Raw genomic sequence first — 22,387 nt, 5'->3', positions numbered from 1 at the left:
GTCGCCCCGCTGGGGTCCGCGACGATATAGTCGAAGTGCGCGTTGCCCCAGAAATAGGCGCGCGGGGTCACGTGGATCAGGCCGTCGTCGCCGATCGTCACGGTGACATCCGCGTTGGAGATCACCGACTGCACCGAGAGCCCGTCGTGATCGATGTCGCTGTCGTTGGCGCTCAGCGTGCTCGGATCGAGCGTGAAGGCGGTGCTTTCGAGCGTCGCGTCGACGGTATCGTCATGCGCCACCGGCGCATCGTTGACCGCGGTGACCTGGATCGTCACCTTGGCCTCGGCCCGGCCGCCTTCGGGCGTGTTCGCGACATAGCTGAACTCGGCGGTGCCGTTGAAATTGGCGTTCGGCGTGAAAGTGATGTTGCCGTCGCTGGCCAGCGCCACCGTCCCGTTGACGGCCTGATAGACCTGACCGACGATCATGCGGTCGCCGTCGAGGTCGTTGGCCAGGAGCCGCTCGACGCGGATCACCAGCGAGCCGTCCTCGGCGACGGTGAAGCCCGTATCCGGGTAGGCGGTCGCGACCGGGCGCACCTTGAGATCGACCGAGGCCGTGGCAAAGCCGTTATGGCCGTCGGAGATCGTGTAGCTGATCGAGGCGGAGCCGTAATATCCGTTGGTCGCGGTGTAGTGGATGTTGCCCTGGGCATCGATCGTGGCAACGCCGGAACTGCCGGCATCGACGCCGACGATGGTCAGCGCATCGCCGTCGGCGTCGAAGTCGTTGCGAAGCAGATCGGTCGCCTTGATGACGAGCTCGACGCCCGTCGTGACCGAGAAGAAGCCGTCCCCCAGGGCCGTCGGGGCGCGGTTGCCCAGCAGCTCGCGCAGGGTCTCCTTGGTCCAGACCACGCCGTCGGCGAAGACGTAACTCTCGATCCCCTTGGCATCGGTCGAGAGCGCATCGAACACGGTCAGGCTGTCGGCGCTGTTGCCGGTGAAGCGGATGACGACGGCATCCGAGCTGCGATAGAGCTGCTCGACATGGGCGTCCGTCGAGGCGAAGTCCGCAATCTGGATCCGGTCGGTGCCGCCCGTTCCGGAATCGACGACCGTGTCGTTGCCGGCTCCGCGCTTGAACTGATAGAGATCGTCGCCGGCCGCGCCCGAGAGCAGATCGTTGCCCGCCCGGGCGGCGAAGATGTCGTTGCCGTCGAAGCCGTAGACGTTGTCATTGCCGCTACCGTCGATATCCGACAGCGCGCGGGCGCGCATCGCGTCGCGATTCCAGACCGTGCCGTCGGCGAACCGGACCGACAGGCCGAACGCGGGATTGTTGGACGGACTGAGCGCGTCGGTCAGCACCACGCGATCGCCTGCACCCGAGAAAGTGAGCACGAGATCGTTGCTGTCGGGACCGGCGCGGACGGCGGAGACGATTTCAGCGACGTTGTAGTCGGTCAGGCTGAGGACGTCGGTGCCCTTGCCGACCGCGTTGATGCGGTCGTCGCCGTCGCCGCGGCGATAGAGATAGGTGTCGTTGCCGTAGCCGCCGTCGACGATGTCGTTGCCCTTGCCGCCCATCAGCGTATCGGCGCCGTCGGTGCCGATGATGATGTCGTTGCCGTCGGTGGTGAGGCTGGCGAGGATCGCCAGCTTCATATCGGCGACGGTGTACTGCGTGCCGTCGGCGAGCGCGATAGTCTCGACCCCGGCGGAGTTGGCGGCGAGCGCGTCGACGATGACGATCTGGTCGGTCGTCCCGGCAAAGCGGATCGCGACGTCGTCGCTGTCGGCGGCGATGCGGTGGAAGCTGATCTCCGCGGCGGTGTAGCCGCTGATCTCGAGCCGGTCGGCCGCGGACGACGCCTTGTCGTTGATGACGTCGCTGCCATCGCCGCGGGCGAAGCGGTAGATGTCGTTGCCGGCACCGCCGGACAAATGGTCGTTGCCGAGACCGCCGACCATGACGTTGTTGCCGGCATCGCCGGTGAGCACATCGTCGGCAAAGCTCGGCGCCCGCGCGATCAGATCGCTGGTTCCCCACACCGTGCCGTCGGCAAAGCGGATCGATTCGATGCCGCCAGCGCCGAGCGCGCCTTCGATGGTGATGCGCGCGCCGGTCGACTTGACGATTAGCGTGAAGTCGGCCCCGTCCTCGCTCTGCGAGACCGTGATGTCGTCGGGTGCGATATCCGCCGCCAGCAGCAGCGTGTCGTTGCCGGATGTATCGGCAATGCGATCGTGGCCGCCATGCGCCGCGAAGCGGTAGGTGTCGTCGTCGGCACCGCCTTCGAGGCGATCGTTGCCGGTGCCGCCGTCGAGATCGTCAGCTCCGCCATTGCCGATCAGCAGGTCATCGCCGGCGCCGCCAGCGAGCGTATCGTCGAGCTCGTCGCCGCGAATGACGTCGTCGCCATCGGTCGCCGAGCGGGCGAGTGCGATCAGCGTCGGCGCGGTCCAGACCGTGCCGTCGGTGAAGGTGACGCGCGAGACGCCCATGCCCGGCGCCGCCGGAGAGCCGAGATCGACGCGGTCACCGGTGCCGATGATTTCGAGCACCAGATTGGCAGGCCCTCGCACGACGCGGATGTCGCTCGCCAGGATCCCGGCCGCGAAGCTCAGCGTGTTGGTGCCCGATGCGTCGAGAATGACGTCCTGGCCGTCGCCGCGGGCGAACAGATAGGTGTCGTCACCGCCGGCGCCCTGCAGCACGTCGTTGCCGGTGCCGCCGATCAGCGTATCGGCGCCCGCGCTGCCTTGCAGGGTGTCGTTCCCCGCCTTGCCGTCGAGCGTAACGGAGTTACCCTGGAAGCTTGCGGGAATCGCGAGCACGTCGTCGCCGCCAGATCCCTGAAGGGATCGCGTCAGCACGTCGTTCCAGGTCCAATTGGTGCCGTCGGAAAAGGCGATCGTCTCGATGGCGCTGGCGCCGTCGAGCGCACCGGTTACGCGAATCCGGCCGCCCTCGTTGTTGATGCGCAATTCGACGTCGCGGCCGATCTGCACGACGCTGACGTCGGCGGCCGCGATGCCCGCGGCGAATTCCAGCCGATCCGAGCCGCCGAGGTCGGAGATGGTATCGCGGCCGTCGCCGCGCGCGAAGCGGTAGACGTCCGTGCCGGTGCCGCCCGACAGCTGATCGTCGCCCAGCCCGCCCTCGAACACGTCGGTGTCGGTCGCAAAGCTGCCGTCGCCATAGCCGGTGATCACGTCATCGCCGGAGCCGCCCGACATGATGTCGCTGCCGCCACCGCCGATGATCTGGTCGTTGCCTTCCTGGCCCGCAATCAGGTCGTTGCCGAGGCCGCCGTCAATCACATCGTTGTCGGCGCCGCCGGCCAGCCGGTCATTGCCGCCGAAGCCGCTGATGACATCGTTGCCACCATTGCCGAAGATGCGGTCGTCGAGCGCGCTGCCGTTGAGGACATGGCCGGCATCGTCGTCATTGATGCTGATCGAATTGTCGATCGCGATCGGAACGCCGTCGAAATTGGCCGCGGTCAGCGTCGTGGCATTGACGCCGAGCAGGCGTACCAGCTCCTGGTCGGGCCCGGAACTGGCCCGCATCATGACGACCGCATCGCTGCCCGATTGCGCCAGGAAGATGCTGCCGCCCTCGAACGGATTGGGATTGCTGGTCATCAGGCGGATGACGTCGCCGCCCGCGCCCGCCTGGAAATCGGTGATGACGTCGGCGACGATGGGCGCCGCACCTTGCCGGACCGGCAGGTAGTAATAGGTGTCGCGGCCGGCGCCGCCGGTCAGCGTGTCGACGGAACCATCGGCGGAGATGTCGGCGAACTGATCGTTGCCGGCACCGCCCGACAGGATGTCGGCCCCCTCGCCGCCCTTCAGATAGTCGTCGCCGGCGCCGCCGGTGAGCACGTCATCGGCGGCAGTCCCGGCCAGGAACTCGCCGGTGACGGAGACGTCCTCGACCAGACGGGCGCGCACATCGGCCAGCGACAGCGTGACGCCGTCGGCCACAATCTCGAAAGCGTCGACCAGATCGCTGACGCCACTGCCGAGGCCGTTGCGGACGACGATGCGATCGGCGCTTCCGGCGAAGCGGATGACCAGGTCCTGACCCACCGCGCCGAATCGGATCTGCGACAGGCCATAGCCTTCGATCCGCAACGTGTCGTTCGTCGCATCGCCGCCGTCGGTGATCGTGTCGTTGCCGTCACCGGCGGCGAACACGTAGGTATCGGCACCGGCGCCGCCCGACAGCGCATCGTTACCGGGACCGCCGACCAGACGGTCGTCTCCCGTTCCGCCGTTGAGCGTGTCGTCGCCGGCGCCGCCAAGCAGCACGTCGTTGCCGCCGAGACCGGAGAGATTGTCGTTGCCGCCGCGCCCGTCGAGGCGGTTGGCGTCGCTGGTTCCGGTCATGGCGTCGGCGGCGTCCTCGCCGATGTACGACTGATCCCTCAGATCGTTCATCGTCCAGACGGTGCCGTCGGCGAAGGCAATGCTCTCGATGACGTTGCTCGTGTTCGCGATCACATCGGTGAGCTTGAGCTCCTCGCCGGTGTCGCGAATCCGCAGGACGAAGCTGCGCCCATCCGGCGAGGTGACCTTGATGTCGCCGGGCGCGACGCCGGCGCCGATCTCGACGCGGTCGGTCCCGCCGGTGTCGGTGAGCGTGTCGCTGCCGTCGCCGCGGCCCCAACGGTAGACGTCGTCGCCTTGCCCGCCATTCAGCGTGTCGTTGCCGGTACCACCGACCAGGATGTCGGCGCCGTTCGCTCCGGTCAGGATGTCGTCGCCAGCTTCGCCGAGCAGCGTGGCTGCGCCGAAGGCGATCAGGCTGTCATTGCCCGCCCCGCCCGCGAGGGTTTCACCGTTCGTGGTGCCGAGAATGATGTCGGCGCCCGCAGTCGGCGTCTTCCAGCGCGCCGCGATGTCGGCGAAGGACCAGACGGTGCCGTCGGCAAAGGCGAATGTCTCTATGGCCCTGCCATCGCTGGCCGAGCCGTTGTTGATGGTGATGCGGTCGTCGCTGTTGCGGAAAGTGACGACCAGCGTCGAGGAATTGCCGACCAGCGCGACGTTGACGTCGGCCGGACTGATGCCCGCGCCGAATTCGATCCGGTCGGTTCCGTTCGCGTCGGTGATGGTGTCCTGACCGTCGCCGGCCGTGAAGCGGTAGACGTCGTTGCCCTGGCCGTCGACCAGATTGTCGTTACCCTTGCCGCCGACCAGGATGTCGTTGCCGGCATCGCCGTTGATGGTGTCGTTGCCGCCATTGCCGTTGAGCGTGTCGTTGCCGTTGCCTCCGGAGATCACATCGTCTCCGGCGCCGCCCCGGATGAGATCGTCGCCGTCGAGGCCGGACAGGACGTCGTTGCCGATCGCCGAGCTCGGAACGGCTTGCGCACGCGTGAGGCTCACATTGTCGAGGGAGGCGCCGACGCCGTCCTGGTTGCCGGTGCCGCGGAAGCTGAGCTGGTTGGTGCCGGCGGCTGCCGTCACCAGCACGCTGGAGCGCACCATCGCCGTGCCGGTATTGTTGAAGCTCGCGACCACCGTGCCGTTCCACAGCACGTCGAACGAGCCGTTCCAGTCCCAGGTGCGGTTGGCGTGGTCGAACTGCACCAGGAGCGTCTCGCCCTCGGTGAGGCCGGTCACGTCCTGGGCGATCTGTACGTCGGTGCCGCCGGAACCCGTCCCGTCGAGATCGAGCCAGTAATTGCCGTCGGTTGCGGTGACACCGTTGTAGCCGGACGTCATCTGCTCGATGCCCAGCGTCGTCCCCGGCTGCGTGCTGTTGATCCGGGTCCAGCCCGGCAACGTCGTCGCCGAATAGCCCCAGCTTTGCGGGCTGGCATCCGCGGCGAGCTGCTCGAAGCTGCCGTTGACGAGCAGGTTGGCGCCGACCGGCCGCCATTGGACCGATCCGCCACCGTTGATGTCGTCCGCGCCGGCCGTTCCGGTCAGGTTGTCGCTGCCGGCCGTACCGACCATCTGTGCGCCGGAGGCCGAACTCGTGATCGTGGGCCGGTTCGAATAGGTCAGGCGCGCCTCGATGTCGGCAGCGGTCCACACCGTGCCGTTGGCAAAACGAACTTGCGAGATCACGGCGTCGTGGGCGTAGCGCGAGACCCAGACCCGATCTTCACTGCCGGAAATGGACAGATAGTAATTGCCCGAGAGATTGGAGGCGTCCGACATGACGCTGACCTGCGCCGGGTCGATCGTGGCATCGAACTCGATGACGTTGACGTCCGCGCCGTTCACCGAGTCGTAGATCCAGTCCTCGCCGAAGCCGGCAGAGAAGCGATAGGTGTCGCTGCCGACGCCGCCATATAGCTGATCGGACCCGGTCCCTCCGACCAGGATGTCGCTACCGCCGTAGCTGATGAGGCTGTCGTTGCCGCCGCCGCCTTCCATGACGTCGGCGTCGACCGAGCCGTACATGGTGTCGTTGGTGGCGCCTCCGATCATCGGAATGCCACCTTGATAGGGATGCTCGATCAGGCTCCAGCGTGCCCTGATGTCGTTGGAATTCCAGACCGTGCCGTCGGCGAACGCGATGTCGAAGTCGGCGGAGCCGAAGCCGCCACCCCAGGTGATGCGGTTTTCGGTCCCCGCGACGCGCAGGATCACGTCGGCATAGGTGATGTCGCCGTTATAACCGGCCTCGTGCTCGATGATGATGTCGCTGGACGAGATCGAGGAGTCGAAGACGATGTGGTTGACCTCGGAACCCCACTCGTAGATCTGATCCTGGCCGAATCCCGCCGAGAAGCGGTAGGTGTCGGATCCCTGGTTGCCCTGCATCTGGTCGTCGCCGGTGCCGCCAACGAGGGTATCGTCGCCAATGGAGCCGTTGAGGATATCGTCGCCGGCAAAGCCCATGATGGTGGACGCGACGCCGTAAGTGGCCTCGAGCTTGTCCCAGCCGCTGGTTCCGAGAACGTCGGTGCCCTGGTCGCCCTGCAAATTGACGCCCAGCCACGGCGCGGCGAGCGCGGCCATGTCGTCATAAGTCCAGATCGTGCCGTCCGCGAAATGGATCTCGGTGGACGCGTGCAGCCCGTTCAGCATGATCTGGTCGGTGCTGCCGTCGATCGTCAGCAGCATGCTCGGCGGGTATCCATCTCCTTCGAAAGTGAGATGGACATCCGCAGCTGCAATCGTCGCGTCGAACTCGATGACGTCGGTATCGTCTGCATAGTACGGCGTGACGTAAACCGTGTCAGAGCCGAAGCCGGCCGAGAAGCGATAGACGTCGTTGCCGTAGCCGCCGTCCAGCTCGTCGTGGCCGGCACCACCGATCAGGATGTCGGCGCCGTCTCCGCCTTGCAGGATGTCGTTGCCGGCACCGCCGACGATGGTTTCGTTTCCGGCATCGCCGTAGATTTCATCGTCGAAGGCAGTGCCGTTCAGCGTCTGATCGGTCGCGTCGCCCTGGATCAGGCTGCCCGGCATTGCCACCGCCGCCGCAACGAGCTGGCCGCGGGTCCAGATCGTGCCGTCGTCGAAACGGACTTCATCGACGCCAACGGTTTCATCGACGTAGCCGCCGCCGATGGTAATGGAATCGTCCGAGTTGATCGACCTCAGGATCAGGTCGCCGGACTGCGAGTAATAGACCGCGATGTCGGCGACCGCGATGGTCGAATCGAAAACGATCGCGTTCATCGAGATTCCGTCGCGGAAATCACTGACGTAGTCGTTGCCGAAACCGCTGGAGAACCGATAAGTGTCCGAGCCGGCATCGCCGATCAGCGAATCTCGGCCTGCGCCGCCATCGAGGATGTCGTCGCCTTCCGCGCCCCAGAGATCGTCGTCGCCCGCGCCCCCGATCAGCGTATCGTTGCCGCCTCCTCCCGCGAAGGAATCGTTGTACGACGTGCCGATCAGCGTGTCGTCCGAGATCGCACCCTGCACGTTGATGCCCGGCGTCGGCACCGCGGCGTTGATGATGTCGGCCAGCGTCCAGATCGTCCCGTCCGCGAAGCGGATGCCGGCAATGCTCTGGTAGGGGTCCGTCGCCAGCGTATAGCGGACTTCGATGACGTCCTCGGTGCCCTTCACGTGCACGAGCAGATCGTCGGTGAGGCCGCCGCCCTCGTACCGGTCATAGGGACGCAGCAGCTCAATGTCATCAGGCGTCAGGCTGGAATCGAACTCGATCCAGTCGAGCCCGGTATCGCCGGTGTCGATCGTGTCGTGGCCGAAACCGGCCGAGAACCGATAGACGTCGGCGCCCGTGCCACCGGACAGGAGATCGTTGCCGGTCCCGCCGCTCAGCGCGTCAGCGCCGTCACCGCCGTAGATGCGATCGTTACCCACGCCGCCGAGGAGCGTATCGTCGCTGCCATGGCCTTCGAGCAGGTCGTCCTTCGCCGATCCGTTCAGAGGGTTCGGAATCGGCATATCCGACGGGGAGATGGACCTGTCGTTGCTGTAGAGATCGACCGCGCGGGCCAGCATCTGCTGCCTGTCGAGCACGGTGCCGTCGGCGAAACGGATCTGTTGGATCGTATCGAGATCGGCGATCGTGATCCGGTCGTCGCTGCCGTTGAAGCGCAGCCGGGCCTGACCGAAATCGGAATTGCCGTTGCCGTCGGTCGAGACATAGGCTTCCAGCACGAAATCATCGATCGAGAGCGAGGAATCGAACACGATGATGTTATTGCTGCCGTTCGAGGTCGATTCGTCGATCGTGTCCTGGCCGAAGCCCGCGGAGAACCGGTAGGTGTCCGCGCCGGCACCGCCCGTCAGCACATCGTTGCCGGCGCCGCCGGTCAGGACGTCGCCATAGACGCTGCCCGTCAGCTGATCGTAGCCGCCGCGGCCATCCAACATGGCGCCGGTCGCATAGGCTGACGCATTGAGGAGTTCGGCGGCGTCGGTCCCGACGATGCCGTTGCCGAGCACCGCTCCGATCTGGGTCAGTCCGCTGCGGTCGTTGGCGTCGGCCAGAGCGAGCATGTCGGTGTAGTTGAGCGTGCTGCCGTCGGCGAAGCGCAGCAGCTCGATCCGACTCCAGTCGGTATCGATACCTCGCTGGACAGTGATCCTGTCCTCGGTCCCCACGATGGCGATGATCAGATCCTGACCATTGCTGGCGCGCGTCAACGAGAGGTCGGCGGCGGTGATGCCGACCCCGAACAGAATCGTGTCGTTGCCGTAGTTCCAGTCGCTGATGGTGTCCTGACCGTCACCCCGGTTGAACACATAGGTGTCGTTGCCGTTGCCGCCCCGCATCCAGTCGTTGCCGGTGCCACCGATCAGGATATCGTCGCCGTCGCGGCCATCGAGGATCGTATCGTTGCCGGCGCCGCCCGATATCGTATTGGCGAACTGGTCCCCGGCAAACGTGTCGTCGCCGCTGGTCGGTGTCAGCGAACGGTCAAGCAGCTGCGCATAGCTGAGCGTGCTGCCGTCGCTGAAGCGCAGCAGCTCGATCCGGCTCCAATCGGTATCGATACCGCGCTGGATCGTGATCTTGTCTTCGGTTCCCGCGATGGCGATGATCAGGTCCTGGCCGCTATTGCCTTGCGTCACCACCACATCGGCGGCCGTGATGCCGGCACCGAGCTGGATGGTGTCGTTGCCATAATTCCAGTCGCTGATGGTGTCCTGACCGTCCCCGCGGTTGAACACATAGGTGTCGTTGCCGCTGCCGCCGCGCAGCCAATCGTTACCGACCCCGCCGATCAGGGTGTCGTCACCTTCGCGGGCATCCGAGATCGTGTCGTTGCCGATCCCGCCCGTCAGCGTGTTGGCAAACTGGTCGCCAGCGAACGTGTCGTTGCCGGCCGTCGGCGTCAGCGACCGATCGACCATCTGCGTGTAGCTGAGCGTGCTGCCATCGGCAAAGCGCAGCTGCTCGATCCGATTGTAGTCGGCGCTGAGGCCGCGCTCGATCGTGATCCTGTCGTCGGTCCCAATGAAGGTGATGACGAGGTCCTGGCCGCTGTTGCCTTGCGTGACCACGACGTCGGCGGCGGTGATGCCGGCACCGAACTGGATGGTGTCGGTCCCGTAATTCCAGTCGCTGATGATGTCCTGACCGTCACCGCGGTTGAACACATAGGTATCGTTGCCGCCGCCGCCGCGCAGCCAGTCGTTGCCGGTGCCGCCGGTCAGGGTGTCGTTGCCGTCACGGGCATCCGCGATCGTGTCGTTGCCGGCCCCGCCGGACAGCGTGTTGGCCGAATTGTCGCCGTTGATCGTGTCGTCGCCCCAACCGCCTTGAACGGGGGTCGCCCCGGTCGCGGTCAGGGTCTGGTTGGCAACCACGGTGAACGCGGCGCCGGCAAAGTTGACGCTGGTGAGGCTCGCAGGCGAGACGTTATCCAGTCGCAACAGCAGCCGCGCGTCGGCAAAGCTCTGCGTGCCCTGCTCCGCGAAATAGATCAGCGTGTCGGAGCCGGCCGCGCGGGCCAGCAGCGTCCCAGACATTCCCTCGGCGATGGCGATGTTGAGACTGTCGCCAGCGTCACCGCTCTTGAAGTTGGTGACGACGTCGACACGGTCGCCCCAGCGCGACAGCGGCACGAACACGTCGTATCTGTTCTGCGCGGCTGCACCGGCGAGTTCCCGCGCGAACAGGCCCGAGCCGATCTGCTCGATGGTCCCGACCGTCGACGGGTCGACGCCGGCCCCCTGCAGCGTGGTGACCGAGAGGATCTGGACCCGCTGGTCGTTGGTCGCACCGCCCGTGGCCGCGCCGAAGCCGTACCACACGTCGGAATCGCCGCCGAACAGGCTGCCGACGACATCATAGGTCTTGCGTCCGATCAGCGTGCCATCGACGCTGTAGCTGAAGGTCTTGCTTGCCGCATCCCAGCTGATGACGACATCGTGCCAGGCTGCATCCTCGAGCTGGCTGAAGTCGTGCCGGGGATCGAAATTGTCGTCGCCGGCCTGGCCATTGACGACGAACTGGCTGAAATCGGTCGCCTGTCCCCAGGTGTCGAAGATGATGCCGAACGAGCCGGAGACCAGGGTGCCCATCCCGCCGCCGCCCGACCCCGTCAGTTCGGCCGCGCTCTTGTTCTGAACGGCGAAGGAGAGGCCGTCGGCGCCGCCCTCGTTGGCCCCGAAGAACATCTTCGTGGTCCAGACCACGTTCTGCGAGAGGTCGATGCTGCCCCAGACCGCGCCGACCCTGCTGCCGGCATCCGGCGTCAATTGATAGGTGCCGCCGCCGATCTCCGAGGCCGAGCCGACCACCGCAAGGCCGGTGACCGGCCGCGAGACGGAATCGTAGCGGGCAAGGCCGACGGTCGAGGATCCCAGTGATCCTCCACCGCCGGGGCCCGACCCTGCGCCCGCGAAAACCGGGTCGGCGAACGGATCGGCCGAAGGATTGCCTGGATGCAGCACGTGCTCGGCTGCATCCGGCGTCAGCGCGCGCGAGAGCAGCGTCGCCGCACTCCATTGCGTGCCGTCGTTGAATCGCACGACGTCGATCGGCGGGGCACTTGCAATGGCCTGGCCGACGATCGTCAGCCGGTCGTCGCTGCCGACGAAGCGCAGCACGATATCGTTGCCGTCCCTGACGACGACGACATCGCTCGGCACGATCCCGCTGTTCAGGCGCAGCGTGTCGCTGGAGCTGGTTGCATTGGACGCTTCGCGGATCGTGTCGCGGCCATAGCCGCGTCCGAAGACGTAGGTGGTGTCGCCGATACCGCCGGCGAGCACATCGTCGCCCGCACCGCCATCGAGCGTGATCGCGACGTCGAGCTGCGGACCGAAATCGATCGCGTCGGCGCCCGCGCCGGTCGACGCCGCCGCATGCGAGACGATGTCGGCGAGCTGCCAGACCGTGCCATCGGCGAATTCGAACTGCTCGATCCCATAGTCGGTCGCGCCGCTCCCGGCGCGGAACATGTCCTTGAGCGTCAGGTGGTCGTCGCTGCCGACGAGGCCGATCACGAGGTCGTTCGGACCGACCGAGAGGAAGCGGATATCGCTCGGCAGGATGCCCGCCGCGAAATGGACCTTGTCGACCTTGGACGCATCGGAGATCTCGACATCGGCGATCGTGTCCTGCCCGTCGCCGCGGGCGAAATAATAGAGATCGGCGCCGCTGCCACCTTCGAGCAGATCGTCGCCCTTGCCGCCGGTGATGACGTCGGCGCCCCGTCCGCCTTCGATGTGGTCGTTGCCGAGACCGCCGGAGATGACCGAGCCGATGTCGGGATTGGCGAGATCGGAGGGAACGATGACGTGATCGTCGCCGTCGGTCGATGCGATCGCGGCGGCAAGCGCCCGGTAGCTGAGGCTGCGGCCGTCGGCAAAGACCACCTTCGCGATGACCGGATCGATGTCGCCGGCGGGATCGACCAGCGTGACGCGATCATCAGTGCCGCTGATCGACAGCACGATATTGCCATCGGCATCCCGCGTCGTGACGATGTCCTCCAGCGCGATACCGGCTCCGAAGACGAGCGTTCCCTTGCCGTCGGCCGAACCGTTGCTCTCGATGCGATCCTGCCCGTCGCCGCGTCCGAACCGATAGACGTCGTCGCCGCCGCCGCCGATGATGACGTCATCGCCGGTGCCGCCGCTGAACGTCTCGCTGCGCGCGGAGCCGACGATGCGGTCGTCCTGCCAGGTGCCGACGTCGGCCGCCATGTCGCGGAGCTGGTCGAGCGTGAACGAGGTGCCGTCGCTGAAACGAACCGCGTCGACGCCGTTCCAGCCCCAGACGTAGCGCAGCACGATCTGATCGGTCGAATCGGCAAAGGACAGCACGAGCTCGTTGCGCGCCGGGTCGATCTGCGAGACGCGCAGCTCCTCGGGCCGATACCCGGTGATGGCGAGCGTATCGTTGCCCGAGCTGTCGTCGATCACGTCGCGGCCGTCGCCGCGCGTGAAATTGTAGGTGTCGTCGCCGGCCCCGCCGCTCAGCAGGTCGTCTCCCGCGCCGCCGGCAATGACGTCCGCGCGGCCGCTGCCGACGATGATGTCGCTTCCCGCGCTCGCCTGCCCGGCAATTGCCGCCTGCACCAGCGCGGCCCCGTTCCAGGTGACGCCGTTGGCGAACTCGATGTTCGGCAGGCTGCCGTTGCCGAGCGCACCCCGGACGATCAGCTGGCTTCCCGACGAGAAGGAGACGACGAGGTCGGTCGAGTCGGTCGCGACGAGCCTGACCGTGGCATCGCTGGAGGCGTAGGCCTCGAGCACGACGGTCGCGCTGGTCACGCCTGATGGCATCTCGACACTGTCGATGCCTTCCGAGGCGCCGATGACGACGCGCGAATCCTGGGCCAGGATGAGGCGGTCATGCCCGGCACCGGGATGCAGGCTGCTGGCGGCCGGCAGCTCGCGGAGGTCGACGAGGTCCTGGCTGGCGTTCGACAGGCCGTCGCGGATGATGCCGCGCACGTCCTCGATCGACAGCGTGGTGCCGTCGGCGAAGACGAAACTCTCGACCGGCCGCGCGCTGTAGCCCGACAGGATGGCGAGCCGGTCGGTGCCGTTGCCGATCGAGATCAGCAGATCGCCGTCGATATTGCTGAAATGGACGAGGTCGGAGGTAATGCCCTCGCCAAACACGACCTTGTCGACGCCGCCGGCGTCGTAGACGCTATCACTGCCGTCGCCGATGCCGAACTTGTAGGTGTCGTTGCCGAATCCGCCCTCGAGCGCGTCCTGGCCGGCCCCACCCGACAGCGTATCGTTGCGGTTGTCGAAGCCGATCAGATGGTCGTCGCCGGCGGTGCCGGTCAGCATGCGGTCGATGATGGCTTCAATGGACAGAATCCGCCCGTCGGCGAACTCGAACTGCTCGACGCGGCTGGTCGACAGCCCGTCGACGATGGTCAGGACATCGAGGCCGCTACCGAGATCGATGACGAGATCATTGCCGTTGCGGCTGACGACGATGTCCTCGAAGCGGACGGAGGCACCGAACACCACGCGATCGACGATGCCCGCCGTATCAGGCCGCTCGATGATGCGGTCGAAGCCGTAGCCGGCCGAGAACGCGTAGGTGTCGGCGCGGTTGCCGCCGTAGAGCGTGTCGTCACCCTGCCGACCATCCAGCACGTTCTCCTGATCGAGCAGGCCCGTGATGATGTTGTCGCCGCGGTTGCCGCCGGCGATCTGCAGCAACTGCTCGACGTCCGAGATCTTGATGGTCGAGCCGTCGAAGAAGCGGAACAGCTCGACGCCGTCCTCGGCGTCGCGGAACTGGTTGCGGATGCGCAGCGTGTCGCTGCGGCCGGTGATCGAGATCAGGAGGTCGTCGCCGTCCTTGGTGAAGACGACGTTGTCGCGGGTGATGCCGCCGCCGAACTGAACGACGTCGTCCACCGGCACGTGCACGCCGCGCCGGTCCGACCAGCTCGCGCGCACGCGGCGGTCGATGATGACGTCCTGGCCGTAGCCGGCGTCGAACCTGTAGGTATCGCCGCCGTCGCCGCCGATCAGCGTGTCGTTGCCGCCGCGTCCGTCGAGCGTTTCGGCGAAATTCGACCCGGTGATGGTCTCGTCGCCGTTGGTCCCGACGAGGTCGATGTCCTCCGGGTTGACGTCGAGGAACGAGACCGTGCGGTCGGTGAAGACCAGGCTCTCGACAGCATTGGTCTGGCCGTCGTCACGGACATACTGGTTCTCCAGCACGAAGCGCTGGCCGGTGGCGCGGACGGTGATGATGAGATCGAGCGCGGTGCGGGAGAAGTCGACGTCGGTCGAGGCGATGCCGGAGAGAATGACCTGATCGTTGCCGGAGCTCTCGACGATGGTGTCGTTACCCTCCCCGAGCGCGACGTAATAGACGTCGTTGCCGCCGAAGCCGACCAGGCGGTCGTCGCCGGCGCCGCCGTCGATCGAATCGGACAGTTCGTCATAGCCGTAGATGGTGTCGTTGCCGGCGGTCTTGGCGATGTCGATGTAGTGCTGGGCCAGCTTGAATCCGGTCCACACCGTGCCGTCGCCGAACTGGATGTCCTCGATGACGTTGATGAAGCCGAGAATCGGAACGGTGGCCAGGAAGTCCTGCAGCACGACCTCGTCGGTCGTGCCCTTGATGCGCATGCGCAGCGTGTCGCTCGGGCCGTCGCGCAGGAAGTCGAGGTCGGTCCAGCGGATCTCGTCGATGAACTGCAGCTTGTCGTGCTGCGGCGGATCGAACAGGCCGGGAATGGCGTTGTCGAGCACGACGTCGCGGCCGTAGCCGCGGCCGAAGATGTAGGTGTCGTCGCCCTCCTTGCCGGACAGGAAGTCGTTGCCGGCGCCGCCGTCGAGCGTATTGGCATTGATCATGCCGAAGATCGCGTCGTCGTTCGCGGTCTTGGCGTTCTCCAGCACCATCTGTACGATCGCGGTGAAGTCGAGGCTGGAGCCGTCGTCGAAGACGAAACGCTCGATCAGGTTCGGCGCGACATAGTCGAGCCCGTCGCTCGAGCCGAGCGCGTCGGAGAACAGGCCGAGGCCGGTCTTGATGCCGGCGAACTGGCCCTTGATGACCAGTGTGTCGCCGGTCGGATTGCCGTTGTTGTCGAGGAAGACGATCTGCAGATCCGGGCTCTCGCCGTCGCGGATCAGCTTCAGGTTCTCGAGCTTGATGCCGCCCTTGAAGCTGAGGACGTCGATGCCGGCCTTGACCGGCCCGAACGAGAAATTGCCGAGGTCGTCGATGACGTCCTGCCCGTCGCCGGCCTGGAACACGTAGATGTCCCCGCCGGCGCCGCCGCTCATGTAGTCGTTGCCCTTGCCGCCCCAGAGGATGTCGGCCGAGCCCGAGCCCATCAGGCTGTCGTTGAACTGCCCCGCGGCACGCTCCCGGTCGAGCACCTCCATCGACATGCGGAAGCGGTCCCAGGCGACGCCGTCGGCGAACACGATGGCGCTGACGCCGGAATCGGCCCGCTTGCCATTGCTGAGGAGTTCGTTGTTCTCGCCGAGGAACTGGTCGGTCAGGCGGATAGTGTTGGTGCGGCCGCGAATCTGCAGGATCAGATCTTCGCCGTCGCGGATCGCCTTGACGTCGGTCGACAGCACGTCGGTGAGACGCAGCTCGTCGCTATCGCCAAAGTCCTTGTCGTCGATGACGTCGTCGCCGGAATTGCGCCCGACGAAATAGTAGTCGGCACCTTTGCCGCCGCGCAGGGTCTGGTTCCCCGCGGTCATGTAGAAATAGTCGGTCGCGTCGGTGCCGTTGACAATGGTATCACCGGCAGCATGCGTGATGATGCGCTCGTCGCTGATCCCGAGCGCATGCGCGACGCCGCGGATGTAGAGATCGACGCCGACGGTCTCGAAGGCCGGCAGCATCATCTGCATGATGAAGGCCTGGTTCACCGCGAGCGTGGAGCCGCCGAGATTACCTTCGCCGGAGGGATGATAGTCCGGATAGACCTGCGCCAGGATGCCGTTCCACTGCGCGAGGTAGTCGAACACGGCATCGTCCGTGTTGGCCGCCGGCGCGCCGGCGAAGATCGCCTCGAACATCGGGGCGAGCTCGCGATTGGTCGTCGGCTTGTAGCTGTCGGAGGCGAGATCGTAGCTGACGCCGCGGAAGAAGTCCTTCAGGCCGCCCTGCATCGCGATGCGCACCGCATAGCGGCGCGAGGTCGAGATGTACTCGGTCATGACCGGCTGCAGCATGTCGATCATGGTGGCGATGCCGGAGACGTAGTGCGCCGGATCGGTCGACAGGTTGGCGCTGCCGCCGGGGCCGACCGCATAGGCGATGTGCCCGGTCGTATTGTCGAGCTGCGCCGTCAGCATTTCGGGGCGGAAGTCGATGCCGCCGAGCGAGGTCGCGAAGTGGAATTGCGCCGGCGTCAGCATCTCGACGCGGTAGGTGGAGTCGTCGGTCGAATTCACCTCGTCGAGCGTAGCGAAGTCGATCGCGTAGTTGCGCAGGTTGAATTCCCGGGAATCGCCGGTCTTCCATTCCAGCTGCAGCGCGCGGTCGAGATTGCGCGCCCAGACGTAGAACGTGCCGTCCTGGTCGGTCACCTTGACGGTATAGTCGACCGCGATCCCGTCGGTGAAGCGCACCCCGATCTTGTCGACGGGAAGGTTGGCATAGGGGTTGAAGCCGAGCTGCTCGGTCCGCCACGCGGTGCCGGTGGGATGGGCGAGCGCGAGGATGGCGTCCTTGCTGGCGTAGCTGGTGGCGGCATCGGAGGCGAGCTTCCAGCTGCCGTCGGCCTGCTTGATGCCGTAGTCGAGGATGACGGCGCGCCCGTTGACGACGCTCATCAGATAGGGCGCTGCATCGCGATCCGTCAGCGCAGCGTCGCGGTCCGACGGCGACCAGGTCTGCTCCACGCGCCAGCTCGCGCCGGACGCGGCCGCCTGCGCCAGCACGTCCTGCATGGTGGCGCGCGCGATCGGTTGGCCCTGCGCGTCGAGCACCGGCGCGCCGGAGGCGAGCCTCCAGTACCCGCCCTGGCCGTCCTCGACATAGACGCCCCGGTCGAGCAGCACGGCCTTGCCGGCAGCGTCGGTGCCGACCAGCACCGGCGTCAGTTCGCGCGTCTGTTCCAGCGCCTCGCCCCAGGCGCCGAGCACGTCGCCGACCTGCGCCACCAGCGTGCGCAGCTTCGGCGTCGTCATCGCCGCCGCCGTGGAGGTCACGAGCTCGCCGAACGCGATGTCGTTGGCGGCAGCGACTGCAAGGTTGGTCACCCGCCCAAAACCCTTGACGTCGAGCGTCGAGCTCGACTGCCAGGCCGCCCGGCCGGCCTCGCCGGCATATCTGGTGTCGGTGTCGTTCGAGGCCAGGATGGCGTCGAACATGTGCCTGACGGGACCGCTCTGGAAGGTGACGTCGCCGACGCCGGTCAGCCGCGCGCCGTTGGGCGTGGTGATATCGATCGCCGTGACGCCGAGATCGATTGTGATGATGCCGAGCTGATCGAGCGTCTTCAGCTCGCCCGTATCGGTGATGCCGTCGCGGTCATAGTCCTGCCAGACCTTCAGCTCGGACCACAGCACGTCCGCGGCCGTGATCTTGCCATCGCCATTGGAGTCGAGCTGCGAAAGCTGGGCGAAGCCGGACCGCCCGACCCCGCCGAACATCTCCGAGATATCGTCGATCCCGCCATTGCCGTTGACATCGCGGACCAGAAAGCCGTCGTCGCCCTTCAGCCAGCCGGTGCGCTCGGCGAACAGGTCGTTGTCAATGTCGAAATAGACTTGCCCGGTCGCAAGCTCGGTCGTCTCGATGCCATCGCCGTCCAGGTCGATCACCAGTGGATCGGCGTCGTTGGACCATCGCATGCCTTCCGCAAACCGCGCCGCAGCCGCAGACAGCGTCAATGCCTGGTCGACCAGCGCCATGCCGCCATACTGCGCGGCCAGCGCCATGCCGATCACGCCGACCAGCGGCTGAACCTGCTCCATGAGGTCGGCGAGCGGATTGACCGCCTTGAACACCATGCCGAGGTCGCCTTCGCCGGCGAGCTCGGCCTGGTGCTGTCCGATGAAGCTGCCGACGAGATCGAAGTTCTCGACCTTCATCCAGCCCTTCAGGATGCCCTGCGCGTCCAGCGCCTGCTGCGCCTTGTAGGCATCGCTCGACGTGCCGCCGAACACCGCGGTGAACAGCTGGTCGAACTGGTTGGTCACATACATGTCCAGCCCGCCATTGGCATTGGGCCGGAACACGTAAGTCATCCACGGGAACAGATCATCGAAATAGACCGAGCGCGCCGGGTCGTATTTTCCGTTCTCGTCCAGGGAGTTGTAGAAATTGGCCATGCCGATGGTGGCGCCGAGGAGTCCGCCGAACGCGGCAAGACCCGCAATGCCGCCTTCAGCGTCGCCGCCCGTGAGCGTCAACCCATAGAATTTGAGGACGTCGTGGTGTTGCGCGTCCTTGATGACGGTATTGGCCGAATACCAGAAATTGTCCGCATTCTCCGCCGTGTCTTCGACCTGGGTCGGCGTGGTCTTCTGGCTGCCGTCCGGATTGAGCACCGGATTGCCATCCTCGTCGAAAACCGGCTTTTCATAATAGCCGCCGACGGCGTCGCCCCAGATGATGCCGCCGTTCGAGGTGTTGTAGATCCAGTCCTTGCCGAGGCCGCCGGCGGCTATGCCGCGGTCGCCGCCGACGAGCAGAATGTCGTCGTTACCTGCTCCGCCATCGACCGTGAGCGACAGCTCCTCGGCCGCTCTCGGGCCGTCGGGCTTGGAGGGATCGATGAGCTCGCCCGCATCCTTGTGTCCGGCGCCGTAGTAGACCATGAGGTCCTTGCCGTCGCCGCCGGAAATCTTGCCGAATCCATCGTGATTGGCGGTGCCGAAGAAGCCCTGCTGGACACCGAGAAGATTGGACAGATTGCCGCCGAAATAGACGTCGTCCTTGCTGGTGAGGATGACGTTCTCCGCGCCGCGGAAATGCAGCTCGGCCTCCGGCTTGAAGAACGCTCTCAGCAGCTTCAGCGCGACCGAATTCGTCAGATCGACGATGCCGCCGGCGCCGCCGGAATTGTCCGCGACGGAACCGTTGATCGTGATGACGCCGTTGGTCCGGGCCTCGAACGACACGGTGTCGAAATCCTGCTCGCCCAGGTCCCCGCTCTTGGGAGCGCTGAGGTCGACAATGACCGGCAGCTTGCTGAGGTCATCGCTGATGGAGACGAAGTCGGCTCGCTCGCTCAGCTCCACGATGTCGATATCGATCATGATATCGCTGCTGACCCGACCGGTATTGAGGTCGCGCACCGTCAGCTTGATGCCCTTGCTCGTTCCGTAAGTGACCAGCTCGCCGGAGACGATCTGGAGGCCCTTCGCGGCGAGCTGATGCGTAACGGGATCCTCGACGCTGTAGTGAACCTTGTCGATATCGCCGGCTCCGACGAGACCGCGCAGATAGTCCAGGAAGCCCTGCACCATCGACTTGTCGAGGGTATCGCCGACATAGATGTCGCTGCCGTCGTCCTGCGAACTGTGCACCTCGCCGATCTGGTCGACGAATTCGTCGTTGCCGGTGCCGCCGAGCACCATGTCCCGGCCGCCACGGGAATAGACGACATCGTTGCCGGCACCGAGGATCAGCAGGTCGTTGCCGGAGGTGCCGTGCACTTCGTCATCACTCTGCGTGCCGATGTAGACATCGACATGGACCTGATCGCCCTTGGTCTCGGGGATCTTGTCCTCGTAGGTACGTTCGCTGAGGGTGACTTCGTGATCGTCGTCGTATCTCGCCATGTGATATCGATCGAAGATCGATGCGGACGATGCCTCCCAGAAGGCGGCGAGCTTCTTGAGCGCCTCCTCGTCGACCTTGTCGGCCAGAACTCCCGTTATCCCCGTGAGAAGCCGCGCTATGACGGACGGGCTCGTCTCGGCGGACTGACTGAAGAACGCTGCGCGGAAGTCGTCCAGGTGGACCGGATCGAGTTTGGTATCGCGGCCTAGGACGTCTTTCCATAAGATGCTCGACGTATCGAGCGCCAGGGCACTGTTGTCGTCCGAGAGCGCCAGAACGCCGTCGGTCAGATCGGCAATGTCCTTCTTGACGGTGTCGTTGTTGAAGGCCAGGGCGCCCGCATATTCGACGAGCACGTCGCCGAGGTAACCTTTGACATCCTTGAAGGCCAAAGGATCCAGGATGGTGGGATTGTAGTACAGCTTCAGGTCAAACAGCGCGGAATGCGGTCCGCCGACAACTGTGCCAAGATCATTTGCATCGCTGAAGAAGGCGCGGATAGCGTTGGTGCCGAAAGGACCCGTCTCGTCGACAGCCGTGTACGCGATGTACACGTCCATCACGTTATGCTCGTAAAATTTGTTTGTAGGGACCTCGAGGACTGACGGCTTATAGCCGATGGTCTTCGCGATCGTATCGTCCACCCAGGCCGGCCAAATATATCTCATGGCGTCGTGCCAATGCTTGTCGTCGAGCGTCTCGCCGAAAAGCAATGTCACGAGCGTTGAGGAGGTGTGGCGCCCGCCGAGACCAAGAGTGGAACCGAGGCTGCCCAATATTCCGTCGGGATCGTAATCGGAAAATGGAGTCTCGAAACCATACGGGCGCGTGGTCGACATGTAAGCCGCGACGAGCGCCGTCAACGCGGGCGGTAGACTGGGGATGGCTGCCGTCAAGCCGACTGCGGCGGCACTCAAAAAGCCGACGAGCTGCTCGATGGCCTCTCCGGGGACATAGCCCCCCTTCATCTGGCTGAAGCTTGGAAGCGTTATCGTCCCGCTTGCGCCGTACAGGAACGTGGACATGAGTTGGTCGGTACCGTCACTGTTGTGCGGACCATTCCACCCCAATTGCGCGGCCGCCCACAGATCCAGCGCCGCCTGCTCGAAGGGAGCTGGGTTGTAGAGATAAGTGTCCAGGCCGTAGATTGCTCCGACAACGCCGGCGAGGCCGCCGCCCAATGACTGCCCGACAACGACAATCTTCTTGCCGCCGGCTTGCTGCTCAATCTCCTTGTAAAACTTGATGGCTGCGATCGTCTGGCTGTCGTCGTAGCTCCCGCCGAGGCTCGTAGCCAGCCCGATCGCCACGGGATAACCGTAGTACAAATCCTTCAGCGGCCCGTGGCCCTGCGACGTTAAAGTCTGGTACCCGTACGACGCAATATTGCCTGGCTGGAGCGAGCCATCATCCGTGCCTCGGTAAGAGATGTAGATTTCATCCCCGACCGTATATGCCTTGGCGAAGAAGCCGATGCGGGGATCATCGCTCTGGGCGAAAGGTGTAGCGGTGTCAATTGCCGTTGTCTTGTTCGTGAGTTCATTATACAGGCCGCCGGGGACGTCGCGATGATAGACGTCCATGGCCAGGAGAGACGGAAGGAGCAGTTCGGATGCGTCGGTCATAGGTTGGTCTCGTCCGTTTCAATCTGCCTCGTGCGGAGCGGCTTGAAAGTTCCGGCCCAGGTAGTCACCCGACCGCTTTTTTGATCGGCTCTGATCTCGTCTAGCCATGGGGCACTGATGGCCAGCCTGGTCACCAACGGTGCGTCGGGTGCGGCCTCGATCGTGACGGATCGCAATTCGACATTGGCACCGATCGCGCCGGAGAATTCTTCCGGGCAGAGCTGCTGCGCGCGCTCGTAGGATTGGCCGGACGGGAACCAGATGAAGGCAGGACAGGAGCCGTCCGTCAGGTCACGCTTGCCTTCGCGGAGATTGGCGAGGGCCGCGGGTGCGAGGCCAAATTTGCCGGGCAACGATTCCGCAGCGAGCGGTTGTTTGCAGGCCTTGCGGCGCGCCCACGCGTCGACGTCGTAAGCCATAGCCGCCACCAGCATGCCGTATTCGCCAAGATCGATGACTGGAGCAACACCGTTCACAACGGCGTAGGTCGCCTCACCGGTTCCCCAGGAAGCTCCTCCCTTCCAGTAGCGCACCGAGATGATGCTAGAGCCTGACTTCACGGCTCCATTGACGCTAACGGAGAAGGCCAACCGATAACGGAAGGTGACATCGCTCTTGCCGCAGGCCGAGAGCACTGACGCCAAGCCGCCTGTCAGAAGCGCCAGCAT

The 22,387-nt window shown here is 65.2% G+C and carries 2 protein-coding genes (1 of these 2 cut by a window edge); both read right to left on the bottom strand.

What is annotated here, in order from left to right; all coding sequences use genetic code 11:
- Nucleotides 1-21,719: the 5' portion of a tandem-95 repeat protein gene (locus TSA1_RS40950; RefSeq protein WP_100178726.1), read on the bottom strand. Its footprint begins 12,502 nt before the window's first position; only the first 21,719 of its 34,221 coding nucleotides appear in the window; it begins with the start codon at nucleotides 21,717-21,719; the stop codon falls past the left edge of the window.
- Entirely contained in the window at nucleotides 21,716-22,387 is a 672-nt protein-coding gene (locus TSA1_RS25465) for a hypothetical protein (protein ID WP_100181336.1), read from the bottom strand. The genes TSA1_RS40950 and TSA1_RS25465 overlap by 4 nt, the downstream gene beginning before the upstream one ends.

The organism is Bradyrhizobium nitroreducens (genome assembly GCF_002776695.1).
Classification (GTDB): domain Bacteria; phylum Pseudomonadota; class Alphaproteobacteria; order Rhizobiales; family Xanthobacteraceae; genus Bradyrhizobium; species Bradyrhizobium nitroreducens.
Note: the sequence above shows the minus strand (reverse complement) of the source record. Positions and strands in the feature narration are given on the sequence as shown.

Excerpts from the sequence above, each read along its gene's own strand:
- TSA1_RS25465 (WP_100181336.1), bottom strand. The coding sequence starts at position 22,387 with ATGCTGGCGCTTCTGACAGGCGGCTTGGCGTCAGTGCTCTCGGCCTGC.